This window comes from Acidovorax sp. FG60 (genome assembly GCF_057808995.1).
This window is the reverse complement of the sequence record NZ_JBMDJC010000008.1, coordinates 26,265-50,455: the sequence shown is the minus strand read 5'-3', so window position 1 is coordinate 50,455 and position 24,191 is coordinate 26,265. Positions and strand designations below refer to the sequence as shown.

23 protein-coding genes are annotated in these 24,191 nt (G+C 64.3%); 13 read left to right on the top strand and 10 right to left on the bottom strand.

What is annotated here, in order from left to right:
- Positions 1–366 precede the first annotated feature (366 nt).
- From ACODS0_RS13395 to hemP, 9 genes are all read left to right on the top strand, one after another.
- Complete coding sequence (locus ACODS0_RS13395) at positions 367–687, top strand: SWIB/MDM2 domain-containing protein (RefSeq protein WP_055402700.1); 321 nt, start codon at positions 367–369, stop codon at positions 685–687.
- Between the two features lie 348 nt (positions 688–1,035).
- Positions 1,036–3,207, top strand: coding sequence for a TonB-dependent receptor (locus tag ACODS0_RS13390; RefSeq protein ID WP_488835757.1), 2,172 nt, complete (start codon positions 1,036–1,038; stop codon positions 3,205–3,207).
- A 162-nt stretch (positions 3,208–3,369) separates the two neighbouring features.
- The gene (locus ACODS0_RS13385) at positions 3,370–4,053 is read left to right on the top strand and encodes a Fe2+-dependent dioxygenase (protein ID WP_488835487.1); all 684 of its coding nucleotides are present in this window, start codon (positions 3,370–3,372) and stop codon (positions 4,051–4,053) included.
- A complete protein-coding gene (locus ACODS0_RS13380) occupies positions 4,050–5,183 on the top strand; it encodes an alpha-hydroxy acid oxidase (protein ID WP_488835485.1) in 1,134 nt (377 codons plus the stop codon). Before ACODS0_RS13385 ends, ACODS0_RS13380 begins: the two co-directional genes overlap by 4 nt.
- Before the next feature lie 116 nt (positions 5,184–5,299).
- Positions 5,300–5,572 (top strand): (2Fe-2S)-binding protein, encoded by a 273-nt coding sequence (locus tag ACODS0_RS13375; RefSeq protein WP_055402706.1) that lies wholly within the window; start codon positions 5,300–5,302, stop codon positions 5,570–5,572.
- Between the two features lie 98 nt (positions 5,573–5,670).
- Positions 5,671–6,360: an energy transducer TonB gene (locus tag ACODS0_RS13370; protein WP_121420470.1), complete on the top strand. Its 690-nt coding sequence runs from the start codon at positions 5,671–5,673 to the stop codon at positions 6,358–6,360.
- A 39-nt stretch (positions 6,361–6,399) separates the two neighbouring features.
- Positions 6,400–7,119: a MotA/TolQ/ExbB proton channel family protein gene (locus tag ACODS0_RS13365; protein ID WP_055398135.1), complete on the top strand. Its 720-nt coding sequence runs from the start codon at positions 6,400–6,402 to the stop codon at positions 7,117–7,119.
- 3 nt (positions 7,120–7,122) lie between these two features.
- Positions 7,123–7,533, top strand: coding sequence for an ExbD/TolR family protein (locus tag ACODS0_RS13360; protein WP_055398136.1), 411 nt, complete (start codon positions 7,123–7,125; stop codon positions 7,531–7,533).
- Positions 7,534–7,802: 269 nt separating this feature from the next.
- On the top strand, positions 7,803–8,024 hold the full coding sequence (hemP, locus tag ACODS0_RS13355; RefSeq protein WP_488835482.1) for a hemin uptake protein HemP: 222 nt from the start codon (positions 7,803–7,805) through the stop codon (positions 8,022–8,024).
- A 290-nt stretch (positions 8,025–8,314) separates the two neighbouring features.
- Here hemP and ACODS0_RS13350 read toward each other — a convergent pair whose 3' ends face one another.
- Positions 8,315–8,722 carry a GlcG/HbpS family heme-binding protein gene (locus ACODS0_RS13350; RefSeq protein WP_121420472.1) on the bottom strand — a complete coding sequence of 136 codons (408 nt, stop codon included), beginning with the start codon at positions 8,720–8,722 and terminating at the stop codon, positions 8,315–8,317.
- 251 nt (positions 8,723–8,973) lie between these two features.
- On the opposite strand from ACODS0_RS13350, the gene ACODS0_RS13345 reads away from it, so the two are divergent.
- Complete coding sequence (locus tag ACODS0_RS13345; RefSeq protein ID WP_055398139.1) at positions 8,974–9,669, top strand: Bax inhibitor-1/YccA family protein; 696 nt, start codon at positions 8,974–8,976, stop codon at positions 9,667–9,669.
- Positions 9,670–9,786: 117 nt separating this feature from the next.
- Complete coding sequence (locus tag ACODS0_RS13340; RefSeq protein ID WP_055398140.1) at positions 9,787–10,161, top strand: hypothetical protein; 375 nt, start codon at positions 9,787–9,789, stop codon at positions 10,159–10,161.
- Positions 10,162–10,221: 60 nt separating this feature from the next.
- Here ACODS0_RS13340 and rlmD read toward each other — a convergent pair whose 3' ends face one another.
- The 3 genes from rlmD to ACODS0_RS13325 all read right to left on the bottom strand — a co-directional run bounded on the left by rlmD (position 10,222) and on the right by ACODS0_RS13325 (position 12,635).
- On the bottom strand, positions 10,222–11,685 hold the full coding sequence (rlmD, locus tag ACODS0_RS13335; RefSeq protein ID WP_488835478.1) for a 23S rRNA (uracil(1939)-C(5))-methyltransferase RlmD: 1,464 nt from the start codon (positions 11,683–11,685) through the stop codon (positions 10,222–10,224).
- Positions 11,686–11,740: 55 nt separating this feature from the next.
- Positions 11,741–12,052, bottom strand: coding sequence for a hypothetical protein (locus ACODS0_RS13330; protein ID WP_055398142.1), 312 nt, complete (start codon positions 12,050–12,052; stop codon positions 11,741–11,743).
- 109 nt (positions 12,053–12,161) lie between these two features.
- A complete protein-coding gene (locus ACODS0_RS13325; RefSeq protein ID WP_121506038.1) occupies positions 12,162–12,635 on the bottom strand; it encodes an Lrp/AsnC ligand binding domain-containing protein in 474 nt (157 codons plus the stop codon).
- Positions 12,636–12,774: 139 nt separating this feature from the next.
- On the opposite strand from ACODS0_RS13325, the gene putA reads away from it, so the two are divergent.
- Complete coding sequence (gene putA / locus ACODS0_RS13320; protein WP_488835475.1) at positions 12,775–16,521, top strand: trifunctional transcriptional regulator/proline dehydrogenase/L-glutamate gamma-semialdehyde dehydrogenase; 3,747 nt, start codon at positions 12,775–12,777, stop codon at positions 16,519–16,521.
- A 100-nt stretch (positions 16,522–16,621) separates the two neighbouring features.
- On the opposite strand, the gene ACODS0_RS13315 is transcribed toward putA, so the two are convergent.
- Positions 16,622–17,692: a DUF6352 family protein gene (locus tag ACODS0_RS13315; RefSeq protein ID WP_121506036.1), complete on the bottom strand. Its 1,071-nt coding sequence runs from the start codon at positions 17,690–17,692 to the stop codon at positions 16,622–16,624.
- A gap of 399 nt (positions 17,693–18,091) precedes the next feature.
- On the opposite strand from ACODS0_RS13315, the gene ACODS0_RS13310 reads away from it, so the two are divergent.
- Entirely contained in the window at positions 18,092–18,994 is a 903-nt protein-coding gene (locus ACODS0_RS13310; RefSeq protein ID WP_488835473.1) for a hypothetical protein, read from the top strand.
- A gap of 65 nt (positions 18,995–19,059) precedes the next feature.
- Here the strand turns inward: ACODS0_RS13310 and ACODS0_RS13305 are convergent, their stop codons facing one another.
- From ACODS0_RS13305 to guaB, 5 genes are all read right to left on the bottom strand, one after another.
- Positions 19,060–20,061, bottom strand: a complete 1,002-nt coding sequence (locus ACODS0_RS13305; RefSeq protein ID WP_488835471.1) for an acyltransferase — start codon at positions 20,059–20,061, stop codon at positions 19,060–19,062.
- 32 nt (positions 20,062–20,093) lie between these two features.
- Positions 20,094–21,713: a glutamine-hydrolyzing GMP synthase gene (guaA, locus tag ACODS0_RS13300; RefSeq protein WP_218300134.1), complete on the bottom strand. Its 1,620-nt coding sequence runs from the start codon at positions 21,711–21,713 to the stop codon at positions 20,094–20,096.
- A 12-nt stretch (positions 21,714–21,725) separates the two neighbouring features.
- Positions 21,726–22,160 (bottom strand): type II toxin-antitoxin system VapC family toxin, encoded by a 435-nt coding sequence (locus ACODS0_RS13295; protein ID WP_055398149.1) that lies wholly within the window; start codon positions 22,158–22,160, stop codon positions 21,726–21,728.
- Positions 22,157–22,414, bottom strand: coding sequence for a type II toxin-antitoxin system Phd/YefM family antitoxin (locus ACODS0_RS13290; RefSeq protein ID WP_142145376.1), 258 nt, complete (start codon positions 22,412–22,414; stop codon positions 22,157–22,159). Before ACODS0_RS13290 ends, ACODS0_RS13295 begins: the two co-directional genes overlap by 4 nt.
- A gap of 269 nt (positions 22,415–22,683) precedes the next feature.
- Complete coding sequence (gene guaB / locus ACODS0_RS13285; RefSeq protein ID WP_228897898.1) at positions 22,684–24,159, bottom strand: IMP dehydrogenase; 1,476 nt, start codon at positions 24,157–24,159, stop codon at positions 22,684–22,686.
- Positions 24,160–24,191 lie beyond the last annotated feature (32 nt).

The following is a 24,191-nucleotide window of genomic DNA, read 5'->3' as shown; positions in this document are numbered from 1 at the left end:
TACCTCCTGCGCCCAGGGGTCCACCCTGGGCGTGTCGGCTGCACCGCGCGATCCCCGGTTTTCGCGCGTTTCGCTTCGACGCCTTCTGCCGCGAAGCCTCCTAGCGCCGGGCCACGCAGGTTGCCCCGCATTGTCATACAGCCCCAGGGGCAGGCCCTCAAACGCGGCCCGCGCAGGCCGCTTTGTCAAGGCAGGAGCGCAGCGTGGGCGACTTATTGGCCTGCACGCGGCACCACGGCTACAAATCGAGGCAAAAAAAGCCGTTTCTCCCTTGGAAACGCGTTTTTTTCCCAGTAGCATCAGCCTGCCAGTGGGAAAGCCTAGTTTTCGCTGGTGAAAATTTACTTCCAACAAGGAAAACCCAACATGGCAACTGCAAAAAAAGCTCCGGCAAAAACAGCCCCCGCAGCCAAGACGGCTGCTGCCCCCGCCAAGAAGCGCACCCCCAACGCTGCTTTCATGAAAGCGCTCACGCCCAGCCCCGCGCTGGCCGCCGTGGTGGGCTCGGCACCGCTGCCACGCACGGAGATCATCAGCAAGCTGTGGGTCTACATCAAGGCCAACAACCTGCAGGACGCCACCAACAAGCGCAACATCAACGCCGATGCCAAGCTCAAGGAGCTGTTCGGCAAGCCCCAGGTCTCGATGTTTGAGCTGGCTGGCCTGATTGGCAAGCACGTCAAATAATCCCCGCACCTGGTGCACCAAAGAAGCCGGCTCAGCCGGCTTTTTTTCGCCTGTACTCCGGCAGACTGTGGCGCATTAACATCAATGCAAATGAGAATGACCCGCATTTGATGTAACATAATGAAGCAAGTCGAAGCACAGCCATGTTGATCTAGCCACTGCCTCTCGCCTGCGCCTGGCGCCCCGCGCGCCATCAGCACATCCCCACCGACGGAGGCCATCTTGGCAAAACCACGCGCTCAGCGCCGCAGCTCCGTGCTGCGCCCACAACAATCCTCTCCTTCCTTCGTGTCCACCACACCGCGCGGCCTGTCGTCCGACAAGGCCCTGCTCCCGCTGGGCGCACTCATGTTGGCTGCCTCTGTGGGCGCCATGGCACAGACCACCACCCCCGAGAAAACGCTGGCCCCCGTGGTCGTCAAAGAACGTGCCGAAGCCCCCGAGGGCAAAGACAGCGTGCGCGCCACCGAGACCACCATCGGCAAGGGCAAGCAGCAGCTGCGTGACATTCCCCAGTCGGTCACCGTGGTCACCGAACGCCTGATCGACGACCGCAACCTCGACACCGTCAAGGAAGCCCTGAAGAACACCGCTGGCATCACCTTCCTGGCGGCAGAAGGCGGCGAGGAAGACATCCGCCTGCGCGGCTTTGCGCTGCAAAGCACGGGTGACATGTTCATCGACGGCATGCGCGACCCCGCGTTTTATGACCGCGATACCTTCAACCTGGACCGCGTCGAACTGCTGCGTGGCTCGGCATCGATGCTGTTCGGCCGGGGCTCCACCGGCGGCGCGGTCAACCAGGTGAGCAAGGCCCCGCGCCTTATCGATTCGCACCAGGTCGACCTGACCCTGGGCAGCCACCAATACCGCCGCATCACGGGCGACTTCAACATCCTCACCGGCGAAAACGCAGCCCTGCGCCTGAACGCGATGAGCACCACGGCCGACAACAACGGCTCGGGCAGCAGCATCGAGAAGAAGGGCATTGCCGGCACCTACGCCTTTGGCATCGGAACGCGCGACGAGTTCTCCGTGAGCCTGTACCACCTGGACAACAAGAACGGCATGAACTACGGCATGCCCTGGATCCGCCGCAGCGCAGGCTCGCCCGCCAGCGACACCACGCTGCTGCCGCTGGACCCCAAGGCCTACTACGGCGCCGCCAGCGACTACAACGCCGGCAGTGCAAGCTTTGCCACGCTGGGTCACATCCACCGCTTTGACGGCGATGCCGAGCTCAAGACGCAACTGCGCGTGGGCCGCTTCGAGCGTGACCAGCGCGCCGGCGCCATCCGCCTGGCAGCGGCCGCCCAGCAACCCGGCGGCGTGGCTGCCACGCTGGAGAACTTCGGCCCGGCCACGCGCTTGACGCGCGGCACGCACCTGAAGATCCAGGACATGGACACGGTGCACCTGCAAAGCGACTTCAGCAAGAAATTTGAAGCCCTGGGCTACAAGCACGAATTGCTGGCAGGTGCAGACTTTTCCCACGAAAAGAAGACCGTGTATGGCGCACGCACTGCAGCGCAAGGGGGCGTCAATATCACGAAACCGCCAACCACCGTGGGCACACCGAACGACGGCGTCGGCGTGGACGAAACCCTGCGCGTGCTGCGCGACACCAGCAACTTTGAAGCCAAGGGCTTTGGCATCTATGCCCAAGACCTGATCCAGATCGCTCCGCACTGGAAGCTGCTGGCCGGCCTGCGCTACGACAACATGGACGGCCGCTACAACACGTTCGGCATTCCTGCCGATGCGCCAGGCCCCGTCACCACCACCAGCTACCGCCAGAAGATTTCCGAGTGGAGCAAGCGTGCAGGCGTGCTGTACCAGCCCAACGACCTGCAGTCGTACCACTTCTCGTACGGCACGTCGTTCAACACCTCGGGCGACACGTATTCGTACAGCGCCGCCACGGTGAACACGCCGCCCGAAGCCAGCCGCAACATCGAAATCGGCGCCAAGCTGGACTCGGCCGACAAGCGCTTCACCACACGACTGGCCGTGTTCCACTCCACCAAGTACCGTGAGCGCAACACCGACCCCGACCTGAACATCGCCGTGCTGTCGGGCAAGCGCCACGCCGCGGGTGCCGAGATCGACATCACCGGCCGCTTGACGTCCAAGTGGGAGATCTATGGCTCGTACATGTGGATGCCCAGCGCAAAGATCGACATCGGTGCTGAAGGCGCCGAAGGCCAGGGCACACGCCCCTCGCTCACGCCCCGCCACAGTGGCACGGTGTGGACCACCTACCAGATCACACCCGAACTGCGCGTGGGTGGCGGCCTGAACTTCCGCAGCTCGCAAACCCCCAACCGCAACCCCGGCTGGGAAGTGCCCGGCTACGTGACCGCCGACCTGATGGCCGAATACGCCATCAACGAGCGCTACACGATCAAGGCCAATCTGAGCAACGTGACGAACAAGCTCTACGCCGACTCGATCTACAGCGGCCACTACATTCCGGGCGCGGGCCGCGTCTTCCAGGTCACGGCCAGCATGAAGTTCTGACAGGGCTCGCGCAGACATAGATGGCCACCTGCAGTTCCAAGGGGCAGGCAGGTGGCAAACCTCTGTTTTGCGCGAGTTATCTCTGACCGGCGTCACAACGTTTCTTCAAGGTATTTGCCGCCCCCTTACCGGGGCGGCTTTTTTTGCTTTACAACCCCCGCCATGCTCCTCACGCTCCCCGATCTTCTCTCGCCGCATGACCTGCAGACCGCCCGCCAGCTGCTGCGCAACGCCCCCTGGGCCGATGGCAAGGACAGTGCGGGCACGCAGGCGCGCCAGGCCAAGAACAATGAACAGTTGCCCCGCGACTGCGAGGCCGCCCAGCGCATCGCCGCTCTGGTGATGGCGTCGCTGGACCGCAGTGCGCTGTTCCTGACCGCCACCCTGCCCAAGCGCGTCTTCCCCCCGCGCATCAACCGCTACGGCGGTGGGGCCAACCACTACGGCGACCATGTGGACAGCGCCGTGCGCCAGATGGCGGACCGGCGCGAACGCCTGCGCACCGACATCTCGTGCACCGTGTTTCTGTCCGAGCCCGACGAATACGACGGCGGCGAGCTCTGCATCGACGACACCTTTGGTGAGCAACGCGTCAAGCTGCCTGCAGGCCACGCGGTGATCTACCCCGGCACCAGCGTGCACCAGGTGCGCCCTGTGACCCGGGGGCACCGTATGGCCTGTTTCTTCTGGGTTGAAAGCATGGTGCGCAGCGACGAACAGCGGCGTCTGCTCTACAACATGGACATGGCCTTGCTGCGCCTGCGGCAAGAGCACGGCGAATCGCCGGAGACCGTGGCCCTGACGGGGACGTACCACAACCTGCTGCGCATGTGGGCGGATACGTGAGCCAGCCTGCCTCCGATCCCCGCACCGTCCTGCCGCCTGGTATCGTGAACCTGGCGGACCACGAAACCCATGCCGCCACCCACCTGGAGCCTGGAGCCTGGGCCTATTTCAACGGGGCTGCGGCCGACGAGATCACGCTGGCTGCCAACCGCCATGCCTGGGACCGGATGGGTCTGCTGCCCCGCGTGCTGCGCCCGCTGGCGGGCGGGCACACGCGGGTGGAACTGCTCGGCCGCACGCTGGCCCACCCCATCCTGCTGGCCCCCGTGGCCTACCAGCGCATGGCCCACCCCGATGGCGAACTGGGCGCCGCCTATGCCGCAGCCGCCCTGGGCGCAGGCATGGTGCTGAGCACCCAGGCAAGCACCCGGCTGGAGGCCGTGGCCAATGCCATCCGGGACGACGCGGGGCGAGGGCCATTGTGGTTTCAGCTGTACCTGCAGCACGACCGAGACTTCACCCGCGAACTGGTCGAACGGGCCGAGCGCGCGGGCTACGAAGCCCTGGTACTGACGGTAGACGCCCCCTGCCATGGCGCACGCGACCGCGAACGCCGTGCCGGGTTCCGCCTTCCGACCGGCATCACCGCCGTCAACCTGCTGGGTATGCTGCCGGCGCCGGAAGTCCCGCTCGCCCCCGGCCAAAGCGCGCTGTTCGACGGCCTTCTGCACCACGCCCCCACCTGGGCCGATGTGCAGTGGCTGCAGTCCATCACCCGGCTGCCCGTGCTGCTGAAAGGGGTGCTGCACCCCGACGACGCCCGCGAGGCCACCAACCTGGGCGTGGCGGGGATCATCGTCTCCAACCATGGTGGGCGCACGCTGGACACCACGCCCGCCACCGCCACCCAGCTGCCGCACGTGGTCGAGGCAGTCCGCGCGGTGAGCGCAGCGATGCCTGTGCTGGTGGACGGAGGCATCCGGCGCGGCACCGACGTGCTCAAGGCCATGGCCTTGGGAGCCAGCGCCGTGCTAGTGGGGCGCCCCGCCGTCCACGGCCTGGCCAATGCTGGCGCAGCTGGCGTGGCCCACGTGCTGCGGCTGCTGCGCGATGAACTGGAGATCGCCATGGCGCTCACCGGCTGTGCCACCCTGGCCGACGCGTCCCCGGCGCTACTGGTGCCGCGTTGACGACCTGCCCGCCCCGTGGGCCTTGTCCCCGTTGCGGGAAATGATTTATTGCAAATGCGATAGATTCGTATTTATAATCAGATCACCTTCAACAGCCAGCCACACTGCCTGCCGCCATGATCGTCTGTGTTTGCCGCCGGATTTCCGACCGTGAGATTGCCCGCCACGCACGTGCAGGCATGAGCTTTGACGAAATCCAGTTCGAACTGGGCGTGGCCACCCAATGCGGGTGCTGCGAAAGCTGCGCCCGGGATGTGGTGGCGCAGTGCAGTGCATCGAGTCCGGTGGCCGCCCTGCACAATGAGGCAGCGCCGAAAACGATCCAGCTTGCCAGCTCCATCCTGGAAAGCAAGTCATGGAACTCCTCTCTACACTCGCAGGCAGCCTGATCCTCGTCGCAGGCTCGGCCTGGTGGATCTTTCGCAAATAATCGAGGTCTTTTAGGGCGCTAGCGCTTGATTTACAAGCGCTAGCTGCTATCATTTTTATGTCTCACCCAGATCGATTTGCCACCCCCGGGGGCCTCAGCCGCAATACCGTGATCGTGGGCTCCGTCGTCGCACTGCATGTTGCGGGCCTCTGGGCCCTGCAATCGGGCCTGCTGCGCAAGGCAGCCGAAGTCATCGTGCCAGCAGAACTGCTGACCGAGTTCATCGCGCCCCCCGCTCCGCCCAAGGTCACCCCCCCGCCGCCAGCGCCACCCCCACCGCCCAAGCCAGCCCCCAAGGTGGCTCCGCGCCCCGCACCCATGCCGGTGGCCATTGCCGACCCCACCCCGGCGCCCAACGCCCCCACGGGCATCACCACACCCCAGCCACCTGCGCCGCCCATTGAGGCGCCCGTCGCCCCGCCAGCGCCTGCGCCAGCCCCCCCGGCTCCGCCCGCACCGCCCAAGATCGAACTGCCGTCGAGCGACGCCGCTTACCTGAACAACCCCAAGCCCAGCTACCCCGCCATCAGCAAACGCATGGGCGAACAGGGCAAGGTGGTGCTGCGCGTACTGATCGGCATCGACGGCACCCCGCAGAAGGTGGAAATCAACAAGTCCAGCGGCTTCGACCGCCTGGACCGGCAGGCCCAGGAGGCCGTCATGCGCTGGCGCTTTGTGCCGGGCAAACGCAACGGCGTGCCCGAGACCATGTGGAACCTGGTCCCTGTCAATTTCGTTCTCGAATAACCGCATTCACCACCAATCATCGCTTTAGGGAGTTTTCTCATGGAATCGCAATTCGGCATCGCCAACGTCTGGATCCAGGGTGACTTTGTCACCCGCGCCGTCGCCATCCTGCTGCTGGCCATGTCGCTGGCATCGTGGATCGTCATCCTCATCAAGGCGCTGGACATCATCAAGTTCAAGAAACACGCCCGCGCCGCCCAGGATTTCTGGCACAGCGAAGACTTTGCCGCCGGCCTGACCAAGCTGGGAGCCGACCCCACCAACCCCTTCCGCCACCTGGCGCTGGAAGGCCGCGAAGCCACCGCCCACCACCGCAACACCAAGGCCCACCTGCACGACAGCCTGGACGTGAGCGACTGGGTCACCCGCTGCCTGCGCAACTGCATTGACGAGTTCACTGCACGCCTGCAATCGGGCCTGGCCATCCTGGCCTCGGTGGGTTCCACCGCCCCGTTCATCGGCCTGTTCGGCACCGTCTGGGGCATCTACCACGCACTGCTGGCCATTGGCACCTCGGGCCAGTCCACCATCGACAAGGTGGCCGGCCCCATCGGCGAGGCGCTGATCATGACCGCCCTGGGTCTGGCCGTGGCCATCCCTGCCGTGCTGGGCTATAACGCGCTGGTGCGTGGCAACAAGTCCATCCTGGGCGGCCTCAACAGCTTTGCGCACGACCTGCATGCCTACTTTGTGACCGGCGCCCGCGTGAATGCGCCCGGCGAGCAAGGCAAGGTCCTGCCCATGAAGAAAGGTGGCTAAGCCATGGCCTTCGGAACCCAAGACGATGCCGATGACGTGATGAACGAGATCAACATGACGCCCCTCGTGGACGTCATGCTGGTGCTGCTCATCATCTTCATCATCACCGTGCCGGTGATGAAACACTCGGTGAACGTGGACCTGCCCCGCGCTACCAACCAGCCCGAGAACATCAAGCCCGAGACCGTGCGCCTGTCGGTGTCGGCCGATGGCAAGTACTTCTGGAACGAGTTCGAGGTCACGGAGGAAGAACTCTTCCCCCGACTGCAGACCGAGGCCGCCAAGGAACCCCAGCCCGACCTGCACATCCGGGGCGACAAGAACGTGCGCTACGAGTTCGTGGCCCAGGCAATGGCCGCAGCGCAGCGGGCCGGCGTGCGCAAGATTGGGTTCGTGACCGAGCCCCAGTCCTGAGTGGGTCGGGCTTTACAGGCGCAGTGAATCCATTTCGCCCGAATCAGCACCGCCTGCAGTTCACTTTCAAGAACGTTTTTACGCCTGTGCCCGGTGCAGCGACGCTGCCCGGGCACAGGCGTTGAAGGCCCTCAGAACCTGTTCAAAGTCTTTTCAGGGTCGCACAGGCCATAAAAAAACAACAAAAAGAAACACCAAACCCGCTTGACTCGTAATTGCGAATCGTTATCATTAACAAAACGCACTGCAACGCAACAGGAATACTCTTCATGCAAGCCACACTGACCGCCGCCTCGCTCCTGCGTACTGCCCCTTCAGACCTGCCCGTGCCACGCACGGATCGGGACACGCCCCACCCTGCCGACGCAGTGGCTGGCGCCGTGGACAGCAGTGCCCTGCTTCGGGGTCAGAAAGCGGTAGCGATCAGCCACAACGGCTCGGTGTATCGCCTGCAGGCCACCAAACTGGGCAAGCTCATCCTCACCAAGTAGTTGCACCAGGAACCAAGTTTCATCGTGGGGCGACTCCCGGGCTTGCAACAAGCTCGAAAGGGTCGTTTTTGCCAGCCAACGGGTTCGCCCGCGTAGCCAGGCTTTTTTTCTCCCCAGCTCTCCTCGCCCCAGGATTCATCGAACCCCATAAAAAAAACGGCCAGTGGCCGGTTTTTTTATGGGAGATGCAGGTCTGCCCTGAAGGTTTAAAGCTTTTTTGGTTGCTAGCGCTTGATGGAAAAGCGCCAGCAGCTATTATTTTTATAGCAATCTCCAGCAACCCGCGGGTATCAAAGCCCCAGCGCTGCAATCCCGGCGCGGGCAATCTGCGCATCTTCCGTGGACTTCACACCGCTCACGCCCACGGCGCCCAGGCACTGGCCGTCCTTGAGGATCGGCACGCCGCCTTCGAGCAGGCCGTCGATGGTGGGGGCGCTCAGGAAGGATGTGCGGCCACCGTTGATCACGTCCTCGTACACCTTGCTCTCACGGCGCCCCAAAGCGGCCGTGCGCGCTTTGGACGGGGCGATGTGGGACGACACCGCTGCGGCGCCATCCAGGCGCTGCAGCCACAGCAGATGGCCGCCGTCATCGACGATGGCGATGGTCACTGCCCAGTTGTTCTTGAGGGCTTCGGCTTCGGCCGCTGCGGCGACGGCCTTGACGTCGGCCAGTTCGAGTTCGTGTTTGGTTTTCATGGTGCGATCCGAGAAATGGAAAAGTAGAGAAATAGAGAGATGAAATGGAGGCTGTGCGGGCTGCCAACGGGCCAGCCCGCCACAAGAAGCGGCAAGCATAGCGGCATCCCAACCGCCCTTCACCCCTAACCAGGGTGAAAGAACCCTTACCAAAAGTAGGTGACCGGATGCGGGTATTGCAGGGCCAAAAACCATCACCACCTAAAATTTGTCATGTCTGCGTTGTGCAGGCCAACAAGGAGAGACACAAGATGAATGACCAAGTCACCACCCTGGGCCACTCTGCGGGCTATGGCATCTCGCAGGAAGAGCGCCACAAGGTGCTTCGCAATACTTACTGGCTGCTCGCACTGAGCATGATCCCCACGGTGCTCGGCGCCTGGGTGGGCGTTGCCACAGGCATCACCCAGTCGCTGCGCGGCGGCGTGGGCCTGATCGTGTTCCTGGGCGGCGCGTTCGCTTTCATGTTCGCGATCGAAAAGACCAAGCGCTCGGCCGCTGGCGTGCCTGTGCTGCTCGCCTTCACGTTCTTCATGGGCCTCATGCTCTCGCGCCTGATCGGCATGGTGCTGGGCTTCAAGAACGGTACCGACCTCATCATGACGGCGTTTGCCGGCACCGCAGGCGTGTTCTTCGTGATGGCCAGCCTCGCCAGCGTGATCAAGCGCGATCTGTCGGGCATGGGCAAGTGGCTGATGGTGGGCGCTCTGGTGCTCATGGTCGGCGCTGTCATCAACGTGTTCGTGGGCTCCTCGGTCGGCATGATGGCGATCTCGGTGGCGGCCATCGGCATCTTCAGCGCCTACATGCTGTATGACTTGAAGCAGATCCTGGACGGCGGCGAAACCAACTACATCAGCGCTACTCTGGCTCTGTATCTGGACATCTTCAACGTGTTCCAGAGCCTGCTGGCCCTGCTGGGCATCATGGGCGGGGAGCGCGAGTAACCCGCGCACCTGCAAGCAGGTGATTTCCCTCAAAGGCTCCTTCGGGAGCCTTTTTTCTTGCGGCTTTGCACAGCCCGGGGCTCAATAGCGCGCACGGCGTGCCGATAATGCAAGTACATGTATCGCAAACCTTCCTCCACCGCACTACGGCTGCTGGCTCTTTCCAGCATCCTGCTGCTGACTGCCTGCGACAAGATTCCCGGCCTGGGCCCGGATCCGCGCGTCGCCCAGCGCGAGGAGGAAGCCAAGGCCATCGGCGGCGCCTGCCGCCACGCGCTGCGGGGCCTGGAAGACTGCTACACCTTGAACCCCAAGGCCCCCAAGGCTTCGGTGTTTGCCGGGTGGAAGGACATGGACGCCTACATGCGCGAAAACAAGATCGAAGGCGCACCGTCAGTGCTCGGCAAGGTCGAGAAACCCGAGCGCACCGAACGATCCAGCGACATCGAAACCGAGCCACGCGACCCGGCTGCCAGCCGCAATCGCAGCTAGCCCGTCCCGCAATCGACACCTGAGGAGGCAGGCAGCGCCGTTGTCGGCCTCCCCCTTCGCTCAGTCGCGCTCGAACACCGCCATGCTCTCAACGTGTGCCGTGTGCGGGAACATGTTCACCATGCCCGCCGCCGTGCACCGGTAGCCTGCCAGGTGCACCAGCAGCCCGGCGTCGCGCGCCAGTGTGGCGGGGTTGCAGCTCACGTAGACGATGCGCTTCGGCGGGGCCCAGCCCTCCGCCCCCGTTGGCAGCGGGCCCGCGCCTTCGGCGCCGAGGCGCGCCTGCTCGATGTCGGCAAGGGCCTTGGCCAGGGCAAACGCCCCTTCGCGGGGTGGGTCCACCAGCCATTTGTCGGCAGATCCGTCGGCCACCAGCATTTCCGGGGTCATCTCGAACAGGTTGCGCGCTACAAAATCAGTAGCTGCTAGCGCTTTATGGTCAGGCGCCACGGCCTGATTCAATGCATAGTTTTCGCGCGAACGGGCCACCAGGGCCTCGCTGCCTTCGATGCCCAGCACCTCGCGCGCCTGTGTGGCCAGTGGGAGCGTGAAATTGCCCAAACCGCAAAACCAGTCGATCACGCGTTCGTGCGGCTGCACATCCAGCAGGCGCAGCGCACGCGACACCAGCACGCGGTTGATGTGCGGGTTCACCTGGGTGAAGTCGGTGGGCTTGAACGGCATGGTGATGCCAAAGTCCGGCAGCGCATATGACAGCAGCTCGCCCCCTTCGTCCAGCAGCTTCACCGTGTCGGGCCCCTTGGGCTGCAGCCACCATTGCACGTGGTGTTCGGCCGCAAAGGCGCGCAACCGGGCGAGGTCATCCGCACTCAGCGGCTCCAGGTGCCGCAGCACCAACGCGGTTACGGTGTCGCCGCAGGCCAGTTCGATCTGGGGGCAGGTGTCGCGCGCATCCATGCCGGCAATCAGCGCGCGCAAGGGCATCAGCATGGCGTCCACATGGGGGGGCAGCACGGGGCACTGCTGCATGTCGGCCACATAGCGGCTCTTGCGCTCATGGAAACCGATCAGCACCTGGCCCTTCTTGATCACATGGCGCACCGACAAACGGGCGCGGTAGCGATAACCCCAGGACGGGCCTTCGATGGGCCGCAGCATGGTCTGGGCCTTGACCTTGCCCAGGTGCCAGAGGTTGTCTTCGAGCACGCGCTGCTTGACGGCAACCTGGGCGCCCACGTGCAGGTGCTGCATCTTGCAGCCACCGCAGGCACCGGCGTGCAGGCCAAAGTGCTGGCAGCCGGGGCGCACACGCTGCGACGATTCGCGGTGAATCGCCACCAGGCTGGCCTGCTCCCAGTTGTTCTTTTTTCGGTGGGTGTTGGCGGTGACCAGCTCGAACGGCAGGGCACCGTCGATGAAGATCACCTTGCCGTCGGGCTTGCGGGCAACGCCCTGGGCATCCAGGTCCATGGACTGCACTTGCAGCCAGCCTTCGGGCAAGTCGCTCTGGGAATCCTGCGCGGTGGGTTCAAACGAGGGGGATAGTTCTTTCGGTTCGCTCATCCCCCGATTGTCTCAGGCCCAGGACAGCCCCCGCACGGGCCGCTGAACCGGGCGCTCAGCTGCGGTCTGCGCGGGCGGGACGACCGCCCATGCCCATGGAACCCGTAGCCCCTTGAGCAGACGCCAGGGGAAGTTTGTTGATGGGGAGGTCGCAGTTGTGGTTGTCAGGCGAGAACACCAGTGTGGAGCCCGGGGCAACCTGTGGCAGGGTCTGGTGGATCTGGTAGGACAGGTCCACCGGTGGCTGGGGGGCGCGGTACACGATGTCCTGGTCGGGGCCGTAAACCACGTAGCACGAGGCTGCAGCCGACTGGCTGAAAAAGGCCGCCGCCAGCAGGGCAGCAGTAGCGTATGGAAAGCGGATCATGGTTCTTCTCCTCAATCTGACAGGTCTGCCGGGCATTATGCGGGCTTTGGCAGGCAACGCCAATGCGGCCGCTGGAGGCTGCGGCGCGGCAGCACGAACCCCGTGGCTTTCACCGCAGATGCAGATGGTTGGTGTGCTTGACCTCTTCCATCACCGCATAGGTCCGCGTCTCGCGCACGCCCGGTAGCTGCCACAGCACATTGCCCGCAAACACGCGGTAGGCATTCATGTCGGCGGATCGCGTCTTGAGCAGGTAGTCAAACCCGCCCGCCACCATGTGGCATTCCATGATTTCGGGGTGCACCTGCACGGCGGCCTTGAACTGGTCGAACACATTGGGCGTGGTGCGGTCGAGCAGCACCTCCACAAACACCAGCATGCCCGCGCCCAGCTTCAGGGGGTTCAGGCGCGCCTCGTAGCCCAGGATGAAGCCATCGCGCGTGAGGCGCTGCACCCGCGCCAGCACGGCCGTGGGCGACAGGGCCACCGCCTCGGCCAGCTTGAGGTTGGCAATGCGGCCGTCCTCCTGCAGGATTGACAGTATCTTGCGGTCAATCCGGTCGAGATCGGGTTCTGCTTGCATCTTGATTAGCGATTAATTCGGTGTAGAAGCCAATTTTCGACCATTTATTCACCACCAACCCAAGGATCATCGCCAATAACGCGCCCAACCAACACTTTCCCCCGTGTTGGGCCCCGCCAAATCCCTGAAAGACACCGCCATGACGCAGCCCTCCGCCCCGTTTGCAGACTTCGCGCCCCGCACACCGCTGAACAACCCTCTGCGCGCCGCCATCACCGCCGCCACCCGCCGCGCCGAGTCCGAGGCCCTGGCCCCGCTGCTGGCCCAGGCCCGCCTGCCTGCCGATCAAGCGGCGTCGGCCGAACAACTGGCCCTGCGCATTGCCAAGGCGCTGCGCGAACGCAAGGCCAGCGCCGGGCGCGCGGGCATCGTGCAGGGTCTGCTGCAGGAGTTTTCGCTGTCGTCGCAAGAAGGCGTGGCACTGATGTGCCTGGCCGAGGCGCTGCTGCGCATCCCCGACAAAGCCACGCGCGACGCGCTCATCCGCGACAAGATCAGCCATGGCCAGTGGGATGCCCACCTGGGCAAGAGCCCGTCGCTCTTCGTCAACGCCGCCACCTGGGGCCTGCTGATCACCGGCAAGCTGGTGGCCACACACAGCGAAGGCAGCCTGGGTAACTCGCTCAGCCGTCTGATCGGCAAGGGCGGCGAGCCGCTGATCCGCAAGGGCGTGGACATGGCGATGCGCATGATGGGCGAGCAGTTTGTGACCGGCGAGACGATTGACGAAGCACTGCGCAACGCCCGCACGATGGAAGCCGAGGGCTTTCGCTATTCGTACGACATGCTGGGCGAGGCCGCGCTGACCAGCGCGGACGCCGAGCACTACTACGCCTCTTACGAGCAGGCCATCCATGCGATTGGCAAAGCCTCTGCCGGGCGTGGCATTTATGAAGGGCCAGGCATCTCCATCAAGCTGTCGGCCCTGCACCCGCGCTACAGCCGCGCACAATTTGGCCGTGTGATGGACGAGCTGTACCCGCTGGTGCTGCGCCTGACCGCGCTGGCCAAGCAGTACAACATTGGCCTGAACATCGACGCTGAAGAAACCGACCGGCTGGAGCTGTCGCTGGACCTGCTGGAGCGCCTGTGCCACGAACCCACGCTGGCGGGCTGGAACGGCATTGGCTTTGTCATCCAGGCCTACCAAAAGCGCTGCCCCTATGTCATCGACTTTGTCGTGGACTTGGCGCGCCGCACGCATCGCCGCCTGATGGTGCGCCTGGTCAAAGGGGCGTACTGGGACAGCGAAATCAAGCGCGCTCAGGTCGATGGCCTCGAAGACTACCCGGTGTACACGCGCAAGGTGCACACCGACATCTCCTACATCGCCTGCGCCAAGAAGCTGCTGGCCGCACCCGAGGCCGTGTACCCCCAGTTCGCCACCCACAACGCCGAAACGGTGGCCACCATCTACCAACTGGCGGGCAGCAACTACTACGCCGGGCAATACGAGTTCCAGTGCCTGCACGGCATGGGCGAGCCGCTGTATGAGCAGGTGGTGGGGGCCATCACCGCCGGTAAATTGGGACGCCCATGCCGCATCTACGCCCCCGTGGGCACGCACGAAACCCTGCTGGCCTACCTGGTACGCCGTCTGCTGGAAAACGGCGCCAACACCTCGTTCGTGAACCGCATTGCCGACGAAACGATTGCGCTGGACGAGCTGGTGAAGAGCCCCGTGCTAGTGGTGGACCAGCAAGCTGCGGCAGAAGGCACCGCTGGCCTGCCCCACCCCCGCATTGCCACGCCCCAGGGCCTGTATGGCGCGCACCGCACCAACTCGCGCGGGCTGGACCTATCGAACGAAAACACGCTGACCGAGCTGGCCACCACGCTGCAAGCCACGGCAAGCCACGCCTGGACGGCAGCGCCCCTGCTGGCTACTGACTTGCCCGCAGGCACCACCCAGCCCGTGCGCAATCCTGCTGACCAACACGATGTGGTGGGCCGGGTGCAAGAGGCCACCACCGCCGACGTAGACCAGGCCCTGGCCCACGCCCAGGCCGCCGCAGCCCCCTGGGCCGCCACGCCGCCCGCCGAGCGCGCTGCCGCCCTGCTGCGCACCGCCGACCTGCTCGAAGCCCGTATGCAGCCCCTGCTGGGCCTGCTGATGCGCGAAGCGGGCAAGAGCGCCAACAACGCCGTGGCCGAGGTGCGCGAGGCCGTGGACTTCCTGCGCTACTACGCCGCCCAGGTGCAAAGCACCTTCGACAACGCCACCCACCTCCCGCTGGGCCCCGTGGCCTGCATCAGCCCCTGGAACTTCCCGCTCGCCATCTTCATGGGCCAGGTCGCCGCCGCGCTGGCCGCTGGCAACCCCGTGCTGGCCAAGCCTGCCGAACAAACCCCGCTGATCGCCGCCGAGGCCGTACGCCTGCTGTGGCAAGCTGGTGTGCCCCGCGCCGCCGTGCAGTTGCTGCCCGGCCAGGGCGAAACCGTGGGTGCGCGCCTCATTGGCGACGCCCGCGTGATGGGCGTGATGTTCACCGGCTCCACCGAGGTCGCCCGCATCCTGCAGCGCACAGTGGCCGGGCGCCTGGATGCCGCAGGCCGCCCTATTCCGCTGATCGCAGAAACCGGCGGCCAGAACGCGATGATCGTGGACTCGTCCGCGCTGGTGGAACAGGTGGTGGGCGATGCCGTGTCGTCGGCCTTTGACAGCGCAGGCCAGCGCTGCTCCGCCCTGCGCGTGTTGTGCGTTCAGGAAGACGCCGCCGACCGCGTGGTGGAGATGCTGCAAGGTGCCATGGGCGAACTGCGCGTGGGCAACCCCGGAGCGCTGCGTGTGGACGTGGGCCCCGTCATCGATGCCGAAGCACAAGCGGGCATCGTCCGACACATCGAGAACTTCAAGGCCAAGGGCCATCGGGTGTTCCAGCACCCGAACCATGTGTCGGCCGCCGGCGTACAAGGCACCTTCGTTCCCCCCACGCTGATCGAGCTGAACCACATCGGCGAGCTGCAACGCGAAGTCTTCGGCCCTGTGCTGCACCTGGTGCGCTACGCCCGCAACGACCTGGACCAGTTGCTCGACCAGATCAACGCCACCGGCTACGGCCTGACCCAGGGCGTGCACACCCGCATCGACGAAACCATTGCCCGCGTGGTGAACCGTGCCCATGCTGGCAACGTGTACGTCAACCGCAACATGGTGGGCGCCGTGGTGGGCGTGCAGCCCTTTGGCGGCGAAGGCCTGTCGGGCACGGGGCCCAAGGCAGGTGGGCCGCTGTACCTGCTGCGCCTGCTGTCGCAGCGCCCGGCCGATGTGCTGGCGCGCACCTTTGCCGACGCCGACCGCGCTACGCCGCCCGAAGAGGCAGTGCGCGAGCGCCTGCTGGCGCCCCTGGCCACCTTGCAGCAATGGGCGCAGATCCAGGGCAATGCAGCCCTGGCCAACACCTGCCAACAGTTTGCCCAGCAAACCCAAAGCGGCACCGCCCGCACCCTGCCCGGCCCCACGGGCGAGCGCAACGTCTACACCCTGGCCCCCCGTGCCCGCGTGCTGTGCCTGGCGCGAAGTGTGGATGACCTGCTGGTACAGACTGCGGCCGTGCTCGCCACCGGTGGCACCGCCCTGTGGCCCAACGCCCAGGCCCACCTGCGCACGCCATTGCCCACGCTGGTGCAGGCGCAGATCCAGTTGCAGGACAACACGCTGAACGACGGCACGCTGGAGCTGGATGCCGTGCTGCACCACGGCGACGCCCCCTCGCTGCAGGCCGTGTGCACCGCCCTCGCCCGCCGCGCGGGGCCTATCGTGGGTGTGACGGCACTGCAGCCCGGTGCCACGGACATCCCGCTGGAGCGCCTGCTGATCGAGCGCGCGCTGAGCGTGAACACAGCCGCAGCTGGCGGCAACGCGAGCCTGATGACAATTGGATGAGGGCCCAGCATCGGGCCATCATCCAACCTGGAGAAATTTGAATAAAATTGGCTGCTAGCGCTTATTCATCAAGCGCTATTAGCTATTAATTTAATAGCACTCAAGATACCGATGCCAGCGGCAGATTGAGCAACAGGTTCTGCGGCTTGATGCGCACCACGCCCTCGGCGTTGGTCGCCAGCCCCAGGTACACCGGCTTGCCCGCCACATCGGCACGCATCTCGGCCGGGTTGGCAAAGGTCAGCGTGAACAGGCTCACCAGCCGCGCCATGCGCTCGCCATCCACCGGCCGATCCTGATACAGGTCGTTAAGGATGGCGGTGGACTCCACATCCAGCCCCACATGCCAGCGCCACGCGCTGTCGGTGACCTGGTGCACAGGCTCGATCTGCACTTGCACGCCCAGCAAGTGGCCGACCCAGCGCTCCAGCACCCGCGCCAGCGCCTTCAGGCCAGAACGGGCGCGGGTCATCTTGAAGGTCAGGCCATGGCTCAGGTCCTGCGTCAGCTCATGGGTCAGGTCGAGCAGAAAGTGGTGGCGGTCGCTCTCCTGCCAATATTGCGCCGCATTGTCGGCCGACAGCACCTTGACCTGCGCCGTGGGCTGCAGTGCACCGCTTTGCAGCAGCAAGCGGCCCACCTCGCCCAGGCCCGCGGTCTCGTTGAGCATGTCGAGCGTCGCCCGGTCGCCTGCCAGCATTTGCCCGTCTTGCAAGGTAATGCGCTGCGACCGAAACAGCATTTCGGCAGCGCGGGCTTCGAAGGCGTCGTTGCAGTTGTCGAGCAGGTTGCGCAGCAGGGCCTGCACCACGGCGTCGATGAACACGGCGGGCACGTTCACCACCCCACTGCGCATGAGCTGCAAGTAGTACGCCTCCAGCGTGCCGGCGGCCAGCAGGCCATCGCGAAAACGCAGGAACACGGTGTAGTTTTCGCGGGCGTCGTCGTCCTGCACCGCTGCCAGTTCGGCCGACAAAACCACCCGTGCAGGCGATAACGCCAGAGATTCGTGCAGGGCGATCTCGGCGGCGCAGGACTCTGGCACCAGCGCCAGTTCAGGCCGGGCAAGCAGCCACTGCAGGTATTCATCGGAAGGCACCAGCCAGCCGCGCGCATCCCGGGCCAGCGCCTGAAAGCCACATCCGGGCCAGAAATCAGCAGCTGGCGTCATGCGAAGGACCTCTGCCCCAGGAAGAAGAACGTTGTGGCGGCGCGGTGGGAAGCGTCAAGGGTCGGACCATGGAAGACGGGAGGTGAATGCTGGGGTGAATGTGGGTGGGCAACAAGTGGCTTCACGGGAAGTTGCGACGCGGCGTTGACACAGTCCGTGAGTGTAGTTGTCGCACTCCTCACGCCTTACGCTGTGTGCGAACGCCTCTCGCTACCCATACCGCCCCAGTAACAAAGGGGGCCACCTCCTCTCGAAAAGCACCGTTTTTCCGCTGCTTACCCCGGGATTGGCCTGATCGAATTCAGGGACTATCAAGGCAACGTCCACAGAACCCCCATCGGCCCGGTGATCCACCCGATGCCACACCATGGACTGCCAGATCACCCGAGGAGTCGCAACATGCTCGATATTTCACAAGCCACCAACATGCTGACGTCCCTGGGCGTCTCCAGTTCCATGGCGGCCAAGGCGGCAGAGCGCACGGCCCAGAACCACGCGGGCGCGGACCCTGTCACCTTTCTCAAAGAATTGCAGACCACGCTGGAACAACTGTCTGCCGAGGCTGCACAGGGAAAAGCGACTGGCACCAGCACCGCAGGGGCCACCACGGTGCCCGCACAAACCAAACCCTACCAATCCACCGCCGCCCTCTACAGCACCAAAGATGCGGCGGACACCGGGACCACCGAGGCCGCAGTCAAGGCGCCCTTCAGCAACCTGGAAGAATTCCGCGCCTGGGAGCGTGGCCTGGGCGATACGTTTGCCGAAGACTACGAAGTGCCGGACTATGTGCGGATGACAGCGATGTCTTTGAGCGGAGGCGACCAGGAGGTGGTCGGCCGCTACATGTTCTTCAAGAACCACCCCGAGTTTGCGGCGGACTACGAAGCCATTCGCAGCGGCAAACTGTCGCAGTTCCCAACGGATGGCTCGACGCTCGTCAAAAGCGACCTGACCGCAATGCCGTCGGAGACCGCCTCGTTCTACAAGAAGAACCCCGAAATGCTGCTGGCAGCCGAAGGGTTCAACATGGACCCGACACTCGCCAAAATGCGCACGGACGGGACCGTCGCAACGCCTGAGGGCGTGAACCCCTCTGAATGGCTGATGAGCAATAAATGGACGGCTGATGGGGTAGTTCCCCAAGACAACCGCTTGGTTCTGGCCCAAGCGCCCTACATCGGTCTGGACGGCAAAGGTGCCGACACCTACCGGCTGACCACTTACGACTCGGCCACAAACAGCATCATCAATTTCGACGGAACCGCCTACGACCCGGTCACCGGTGAAGCCAGGGCCTGACCGCAGCCTGGCCTGGGGTTTGCCGTCTTCCCAGGGCGGGGAAGACGTGGTCCGGCATGGACTTCCTAAATGAGCCGTTTCAACCAGGGGGTACGGTGGAACACCAGCGCCACCACCAGCGCACCACCAAACACCAGAGCGGCCACAAGCGGCACCGTGAGCAGCGGCGCGTGGTCCTCAGGCTTGAAACCGTATTCCCTGAACGATTCCAGCAAAATCGGGTGCACCAGATAGACGCCCAGCGTTAACGGAGCAACCCTCTGAACGCACTGCGCCCATCCCCCCGCCAAGGTGCATTGTTTGAGCATCAGCATCAAGCTGATCGACATGGGGATGACGGAAAAGCTCAGGTAGCCATAGAAATACAGTCCCCTGTCCAGCCCCTGCGCGCGGCCCAGCCAGTAGCAGCCCACGGCGGTGACCGCCACAGCCAACCCAAAGACCGCCATCAACACAGCCAGGGGGATTTTCCTGTCACTGGTCTGGATCAGGTAGCCACAGAGGAAATACGGCAGGTACGGCAGAAACCAGTTGATGAAAAGGCCCGCCCCATCGCCAGAAAAGACGCGGGAAAACTCGTTCACGCCAGACAGCACAAACATCAAGGCCACAAGCCACCACAGATCGCGCCGGCTTGTGTTGCGCACCAGCGTCCTCAGGAAGGGAACGAACAGGTACAGGCACAGGATCATGTACAGGAACCACAGGTGGTAGTGAGGCCACCCTCTGGCAACGCTGTGCAAGACATCCATCGCGCGCAGCTCGGCCAGGGCACCCCGGTGGTTCCAAAGAATGTAGACAGCACTCCAGAAGGCAATTGGCAGCAGGACCCGTGCCGCCCGCTTGCGGTAGAACTCGGCCACGCCCTCGGTCTTGCGCGGGTCGAGCAACAACGCGCCGCTCACCATCACGAACACCGGCACACACCAGCGCACGAGGGCGTCGTACAGATTGCCGTACCACCAACCAGGGGAACCCAGCGCCGCCACGGTGACCACGCTGCCGACCACGTGCAGGACCACCACGGCCATGATGGAGACGACCCTCGCTGCATCAAGCCAGATCATTGTTTCTAGGTCTTTGGCGTGACAGTGCTTGTTTATTCCCACTCGATCGTCGCTGGCGGCTTGCTGCTCACGTCGTACGTTACGCGGTTGATGCCGCGGACTTCGTTAATGATGCGGCCTGACACCTTCTTGAGCAGCGCATAGGGCAGTTCAGCCCAGTCGGCGGTCATGAAGTCGCTGGTCTGCACGGCGCGCAGGGCCACCACGTAATCGTAGGTGCGGCCATCGCCCATCACGCCCACGCTCTTGACGGGCAGGAAGACGGTGAAGGCCTGGCTGGTGAGGTCGTACCAGGTCTTGCCACTGGATTCGTCACGGAAGTTGCGCAGCTCTTCGATAAAGATCGCGTCGGCACGGCGCAGCAGGTCGGCGTATTCCTTCTTCACCTCGCCCAGAATGCGCACGCCCAGGCCGGGGCCAGGGAAGGGGTGTCGGTAGACCATTTCGGGCGGCAGGCCCAGGGCAACGCCGAGTTCGCGCACTTCGTCCTTGAACAAATCGCGCAGGGGCTCCAGCAGCTTGAGGCCCAGTTGCTCGGGCAGACCGCCCACGTTGTGGTGGCTCTTGATGGTGACGGCCTTCTTGCTCTTGGCCCCGCCGCTCTCGATCACGTCGGGGTAAATCGTGCCCTGCGCCAGGAAGGTGGCACCCTTGTGGCCCCCGTCGCCCGCCTTCAGTTTCGCGGCTTCCGCCTTGAACACGTCCACGAACAGGCCGCCGATGATCTTGCGCTTGGCTTCGGGGTCGCTCACGCCCGCCAGCTTGCCCAGAAAGAGGTCGCTCGCATCCACGCGGATCACTTTGGCGTGCAGCTTGCCGACGAACATGTCCATGACCATGTCGCCTTCGTTCAGGCGCAGCAGGCCGTGATCGACGAAGACGCAGGTCAGCTGGTCGCCAATGGCGCGGTGGATGAGCGCGGCGGCCACGGACGAATCCACACCGCCCGAGAGACCCAGGATCACTTCTTCATCACCCACCTGCTGGCGGATCTGCTCCACAGCTTCGGCAATGTGGTCACGCATCACCCAGTCGGGACGGGTGCCGCAAATGCCGAGCACGAAACGGTCCAGCAACGCCCTGCCCTGCACGGTGTGCGTGACTTCGGGGTGGAACTGCACGGCGTAGAAGCGACGGCTTTCGTCGGCCATGCCGGCGATGGGGCAGCTGTCGGTGCTGGCCATGAGCTTGAAGCCCGGGGGCAGCTCGGTGACCTTGTCGCCGTGGCTCATCCACACGTTGAGCATGCCGTGGCCTTCAGGCGTGGTGAAGTCGGCGATGTCCTTGAGCAAGGCGGTGTGGCCGCGCGCGCGCACGGCTGCAAAGCCGAACTCGCGCTTGTGGCCCATTTCGACCTTGCCGCCCAGCTGCTGCGCCATGGTCTGCATGCCGTAGCAGATGCCCAAGACGGGCAAACCCAGATCGAACACCGCTTGCGGTGCGCGGTCGGTGGTGTCTTCGGTCACGCTGGCGTGGCTGCCCGACAGGATGATGCCCTTGAGCGAACCGTCCTTGGCATAGTCGCGCACCCATTCGTCAGTCACATCGCAAGGGTGCACTTCGCAGTACACATTGGCCTCGCGCACGCGGCGGGCGATGAGCTGGGTGACTTGCGAGCCGAAATCGAGGATGAGGATTTTCTGGTGTTGCATGGTGGTGGTCCGTCAGAGGCGGGAGAGGTCGAGAAGTGGGACACCGCTGCGCCGTGCGGCAGCGGCCTGTTGGGGATCAAAGGTGGCCAGGGGCAAGCGCAGCGAGCGGGCGAGCCACAGATAGGCCGCATCAAAGGTGGGCAGGCCGGTCTCCAGTGCCACGTCGAGCACGGCCTTGTGCTGGGCAGGGGCCAATTCATGGAGCTCCACCCGGTGGCGGATGGCTTCGAGTACGCCCCACAGGCCTTCGACAGATGTGGCGGGGATGCGCCCGCTGTTCACGCCACTGGCCAGGATGTTGTGGCACTCCCAGTGCCAGAGGTTGGGCGCCTGGGGCTCCACCTCATCGCGGCGGATAAGGGTGTAAAGACGGCGGGTATGTTCGCTAGCACTGTCAGGCAGCAGCCAGGCGGCGGTGACCGAGGCATCCAGCACGAAGGCGGTCATGCGTTACTCCGACCTGTGCGACGCAGGCTATCCACCGTCGATGAACCTGCGGGTTGAATGCTGGCATGAAGCGCATCCATCTGGCCCAGCTCGCGCGCAATCTGCTCGTCAGAAATCACTGGGCGCCGACGCACGGGAAGCATGCGCACCACCTCTTTGCCATGGCGCGTAATGCGCACTTCCTCGCCCTGCTCGACCAGTTCGATCAAGGCAGAGAACCTGCTTTTCGCTTCGTAGATGCCAACGGACTGCATAAATAAAAAAGTCTGGCCTGAATGGTGAATTCAGACCAGACTATATCAGTCTGACCAGATTTTTTCAATCAGGCCAGACTCGGCATCTCCCAAGGTAGATCAGACCCATGCCCTGCTAACGCCCGCGATCCAGGCTAGGGCAGCCGTGCAAGGGCCGCCTAGCTGCGCAGCGGCGCTTCGCTTGCGTGCACTGGCTGCGTCTCCCTTCCCGAATGGCGCAGCCATTCGAGAGAAGGGGGAAGGCGCGAAGCGACTCAGGGGGTTGTCCCTTAATCAGCGCGGTAGTTCGGCGCTTCCTTGGTGATCTGCACATCGTGCACGTGGCTTTCGCGGATACCAGCAGTGGTGATCTCGACGAACTCGGCCTTGTTGTTCATCTCTTCGATCGTGGCGCAACCGCAGTAGCCCATGGAGGCACGCACGCCGCCAGCCATCTGGTAAACGATGCTGACCATGGAGCCCTTGTAGGGCACGCGGCCTTCGATGCCTTCAGGCACCAGCTTATCGGCATTGGGATTGCCGGTACTCGATTCCTGGAAGTAGCGGTCCGCACTGCCCTGCTGCATAGCGCCAATGGAGCCCATGCCGCGGTAGCTCTTGTAGCTGCGGCCCTGGAACAGGATGACTTCGCCGGGGGCTTCTTCCGTGCCTGCGAACATGCCACCCATCATCACCGTGCCTGCGCCAGCGGCCAGGGCCTTAGCGATGTCGCCGCTGTAGCGGATACCGCCGTCGGCAATCAGCGGCACGCCCGTGCCCTTGAGCGCGGTGGCCACGTTGTCGATGGCCATGATCTGGGGCACGCCCACACCGGCCACGATGCGGGTGGTGCAGATGGAACCAGGGCCGATACCGACCTTGACGGCATCCGCGCCCGCCTCGACCAGCGCCAGGGCCGCCGCGCCGGTCGCGATGTTGCCGCCGATCACGTCGATCTGCGGGTAGTTCTGCTTGACCCAGCGCACGCGGTCGATCACGCCCTTGCTGTGGCCGTGGGCCGTGTCCACCACGATGGCGTCCACACCGGCCTTGACCAGCGCTTCAACGCGTTCTTCGGTGCCCTCGCCCACGCCCACGGCAGCGCCCACACGCAGGCGACCTGCGGCGTCGCGTGCAGCGTTGGGGAAGCTGGTTTGTTTGGTGATGTCCTTCACCGTGATCAGGCCCTTGAGCTCAAAGGCGTCGTTCACGACCAGGATGCGTTCGAGCTTGTGCTTGTTGAGCAGCGCCTTGGCTTCGGCCGGCGTGGTGCCCTCTTTTTCATTGACCGTGATGAGCTTCTCGCGCGGGGTCATGATCTGGTGGACCTTGACGTCGTAACGGGTCTCGAAGCGCAGGTCGCGGCCGGTGACGATACCCACCACCTTGCCGCCGTCGCACACGGGAAAGCCCGAAATGCCGAGCTGTTCGGACAACTGCAGCACCTGCAGCACCGTGTGCTCGGGCGTGATGACCACGGGATCACGCAACACGCCAGACTCGTAGCGCTTGACCTTGGCCACATGAGCAGCCTGCTCCTGCGGCGTGAGGTTCTTGTGCACGATGCCGATGCCGCCCTCCTGGGCAATGGCAATGGCCAGACGCGCCTCGGTCACGGTGTCCATGGCGGCGGACACGAGCGGCAGGTTCAGTTGGATATTGCGGGAGAGTTTCGTCGCGAGGGACGTGTCCTTGGGCAGGACCTGGGAGTACGCTGGCACCAGCAACACATCGTCGAAGGTGAGCGCTTTTCCAAGAAGGCGCATGAGAAAGCTCCAAAAGACGGATTGTACCCGCG

What these genes read in the sequence shown, in the direction of transcription:
- ACODS0_RS13395 (WP_055402700.1), top strand. Translation starts at nt 367, where the DNA reads ATGGCAACTGCAAAAAAAGCTCCGGCAAAAACAGCCCCCGCAGCCAAG.
- ACODS0_RS13390 (WP_488835757.1), top strand. Translation starts at nt 1,036, where the DNA reads ATGTTGGCTGCCTCTGTGGGCGCCATGGCACAGACCACCACCCCCGAG.
- ACODS0_RS13385 (WP_488835487.1), top strand. Translation starts at nt 3,370, where the DNA reads ATGCTCCTCACGCTCCCCGATCTTCTCTCGCCGCATGACCTGCAGACC.
- ACODS0_RS13375 (WP_055402706.1), top strand. Translation starts at nt 5,300, where the DNA reads ATGATCGTCTGTGTTTGCCGCCGGATTTCCGACCGTGAGATTGCCCGC.
- ACODS0_RS13370 (WP_121420470.1), top strand. Translation starts at nt 5,671, where the DNA reads ATGTCTCACCCAGATCGATTTGCCACCCCCGGGGGCCTCAGCCGCAAT.
- ACODS0_RS13365 (WP_055398135.1), top strand. Translation starts at nt 6,400, where the DNA reads ATGGAATCGCAATTCGGCATCGCCAACGTCTGGATCCAGGGTGACTTT.
- ACODS0_RS13360 (WP_055398136.1), top strand. Translation starts at nt 7,123, where the DNA reads ATGGCCTTCGGAACCCAAGACGATGCCGATGACGTGATGAACGAGATC.
- hemP (WP_488835482.1), top strand. Translation starts at nt 7,803, where the DNA reads ATGCAAGCCACACTGACCGCCGCCTCGCTCCTGCGTACTGCCCCTTCA.
- ACODS0_RS13350 (WP_121420472.1), bottom strand. Translation starts at nt 8,722, where the DNA reads ATGAAAACCAAACACGAACTCGAACTGGCCGACGTCAAGGCCGTCGCC.
- ACODS0_RS13345 (WP_055398139.1), top strand. Translation starts at nt 8,974, where the DNA reads ATGAATGACCAAGTCACCACCCTGGGCCACTCTGCGGGCTATGGCATC.
- ACODS0_RS13340 (WP_055398140.1), top strand. Translation starts at nt 9,787, where the DNA reads ATGTATCGCAAACCTTCCTCCACCGCACTACGGCTGCTGGCTCTTTCC.
- rlmD (WP_488835478.1), bottom strand. Translation starts at nt 11,685, where the DNA reads ATGAGCGAACCGAAAGAACTATCCCCCTCGTTTGAACCCACCGCGCAG.
- ACODS0_RS13330 (WP_055398142.1), bottom strand. Translation starts at nt 12,052, where the DNA reads ATGATCCGCTTTCCATACGCTACTGCTGCCCTGCTGGCGGCGGCCTTT.
- ACODS0_RS13325 (WP_121506038.1), bottom strand. Translation starts at nt 12,635, where the DNA reads ATGCAAGCAGAACCCGATCTCGACCGGATTGACCGCAAGATACTGTCA.
- putA (WP_488835475.1), top strand. Translation starts at nt 12,775, where the DNA reads ATGACGCAGCCCTCCGCCCCGTTTGCAGACTTCGCGCCCCGCACACCG.
- ACODS0_RS13315 (WP_121506036.1), bottom strand. Translation starts at nt 17,692, where the DNA reads ATGACGCCAGCTGCTGATTTCTGGCCCGGATGTGGCTTTCAGGCGCTG.
- ACODS0_RS13310 (WP_488835473.1), top strand. Translation starts at nt 18,092, where the DNA reads ATGCTCGATATTTCACAAGCCACCAACATGCTGACGTCCCTGGGCGTC.
- ACODS0_RS13305 (WP_488835471.1), bottom strand. Translation starts at nt 20,061, where the DNA reads ATGATCTGGCTTGATGCAGCGAGGGTCGTCTCCATCATGGCCGTGGTG.
- guaA (WP_218300134.1), bottom strand. Translation starts at nt 21,713, where the DNA reads ATGCAACACCAGAAAATCCTCATCCTCGATTTCGGCTCGCAAGTCACC.
- ACODS0_RS13295 (WP_055398149.1), bottom strand. Translation starts at nt 22,160, where the DNA reads ATGACCGCCTTCGTGCTGGATGCCTCGGTCACCGCCGCCTGGCTGCTG.
- ACODS0_RS13290 (WP_142145376.1), bottom strand. Translation starts at nt 22,414, where the DNA reads ATGCAGTCCGTTGGCATCTACGAAGCGAAAAGCAGGTTCTCTGCCTTG.
- guaB (WP_228897898.1), bottom strand. Translation starts at nt 24,159, where the DNA reads ATGCGCCTTCTTGGAAAAGCGCTCACCTTCGACGATGTGTTGCTGGTG.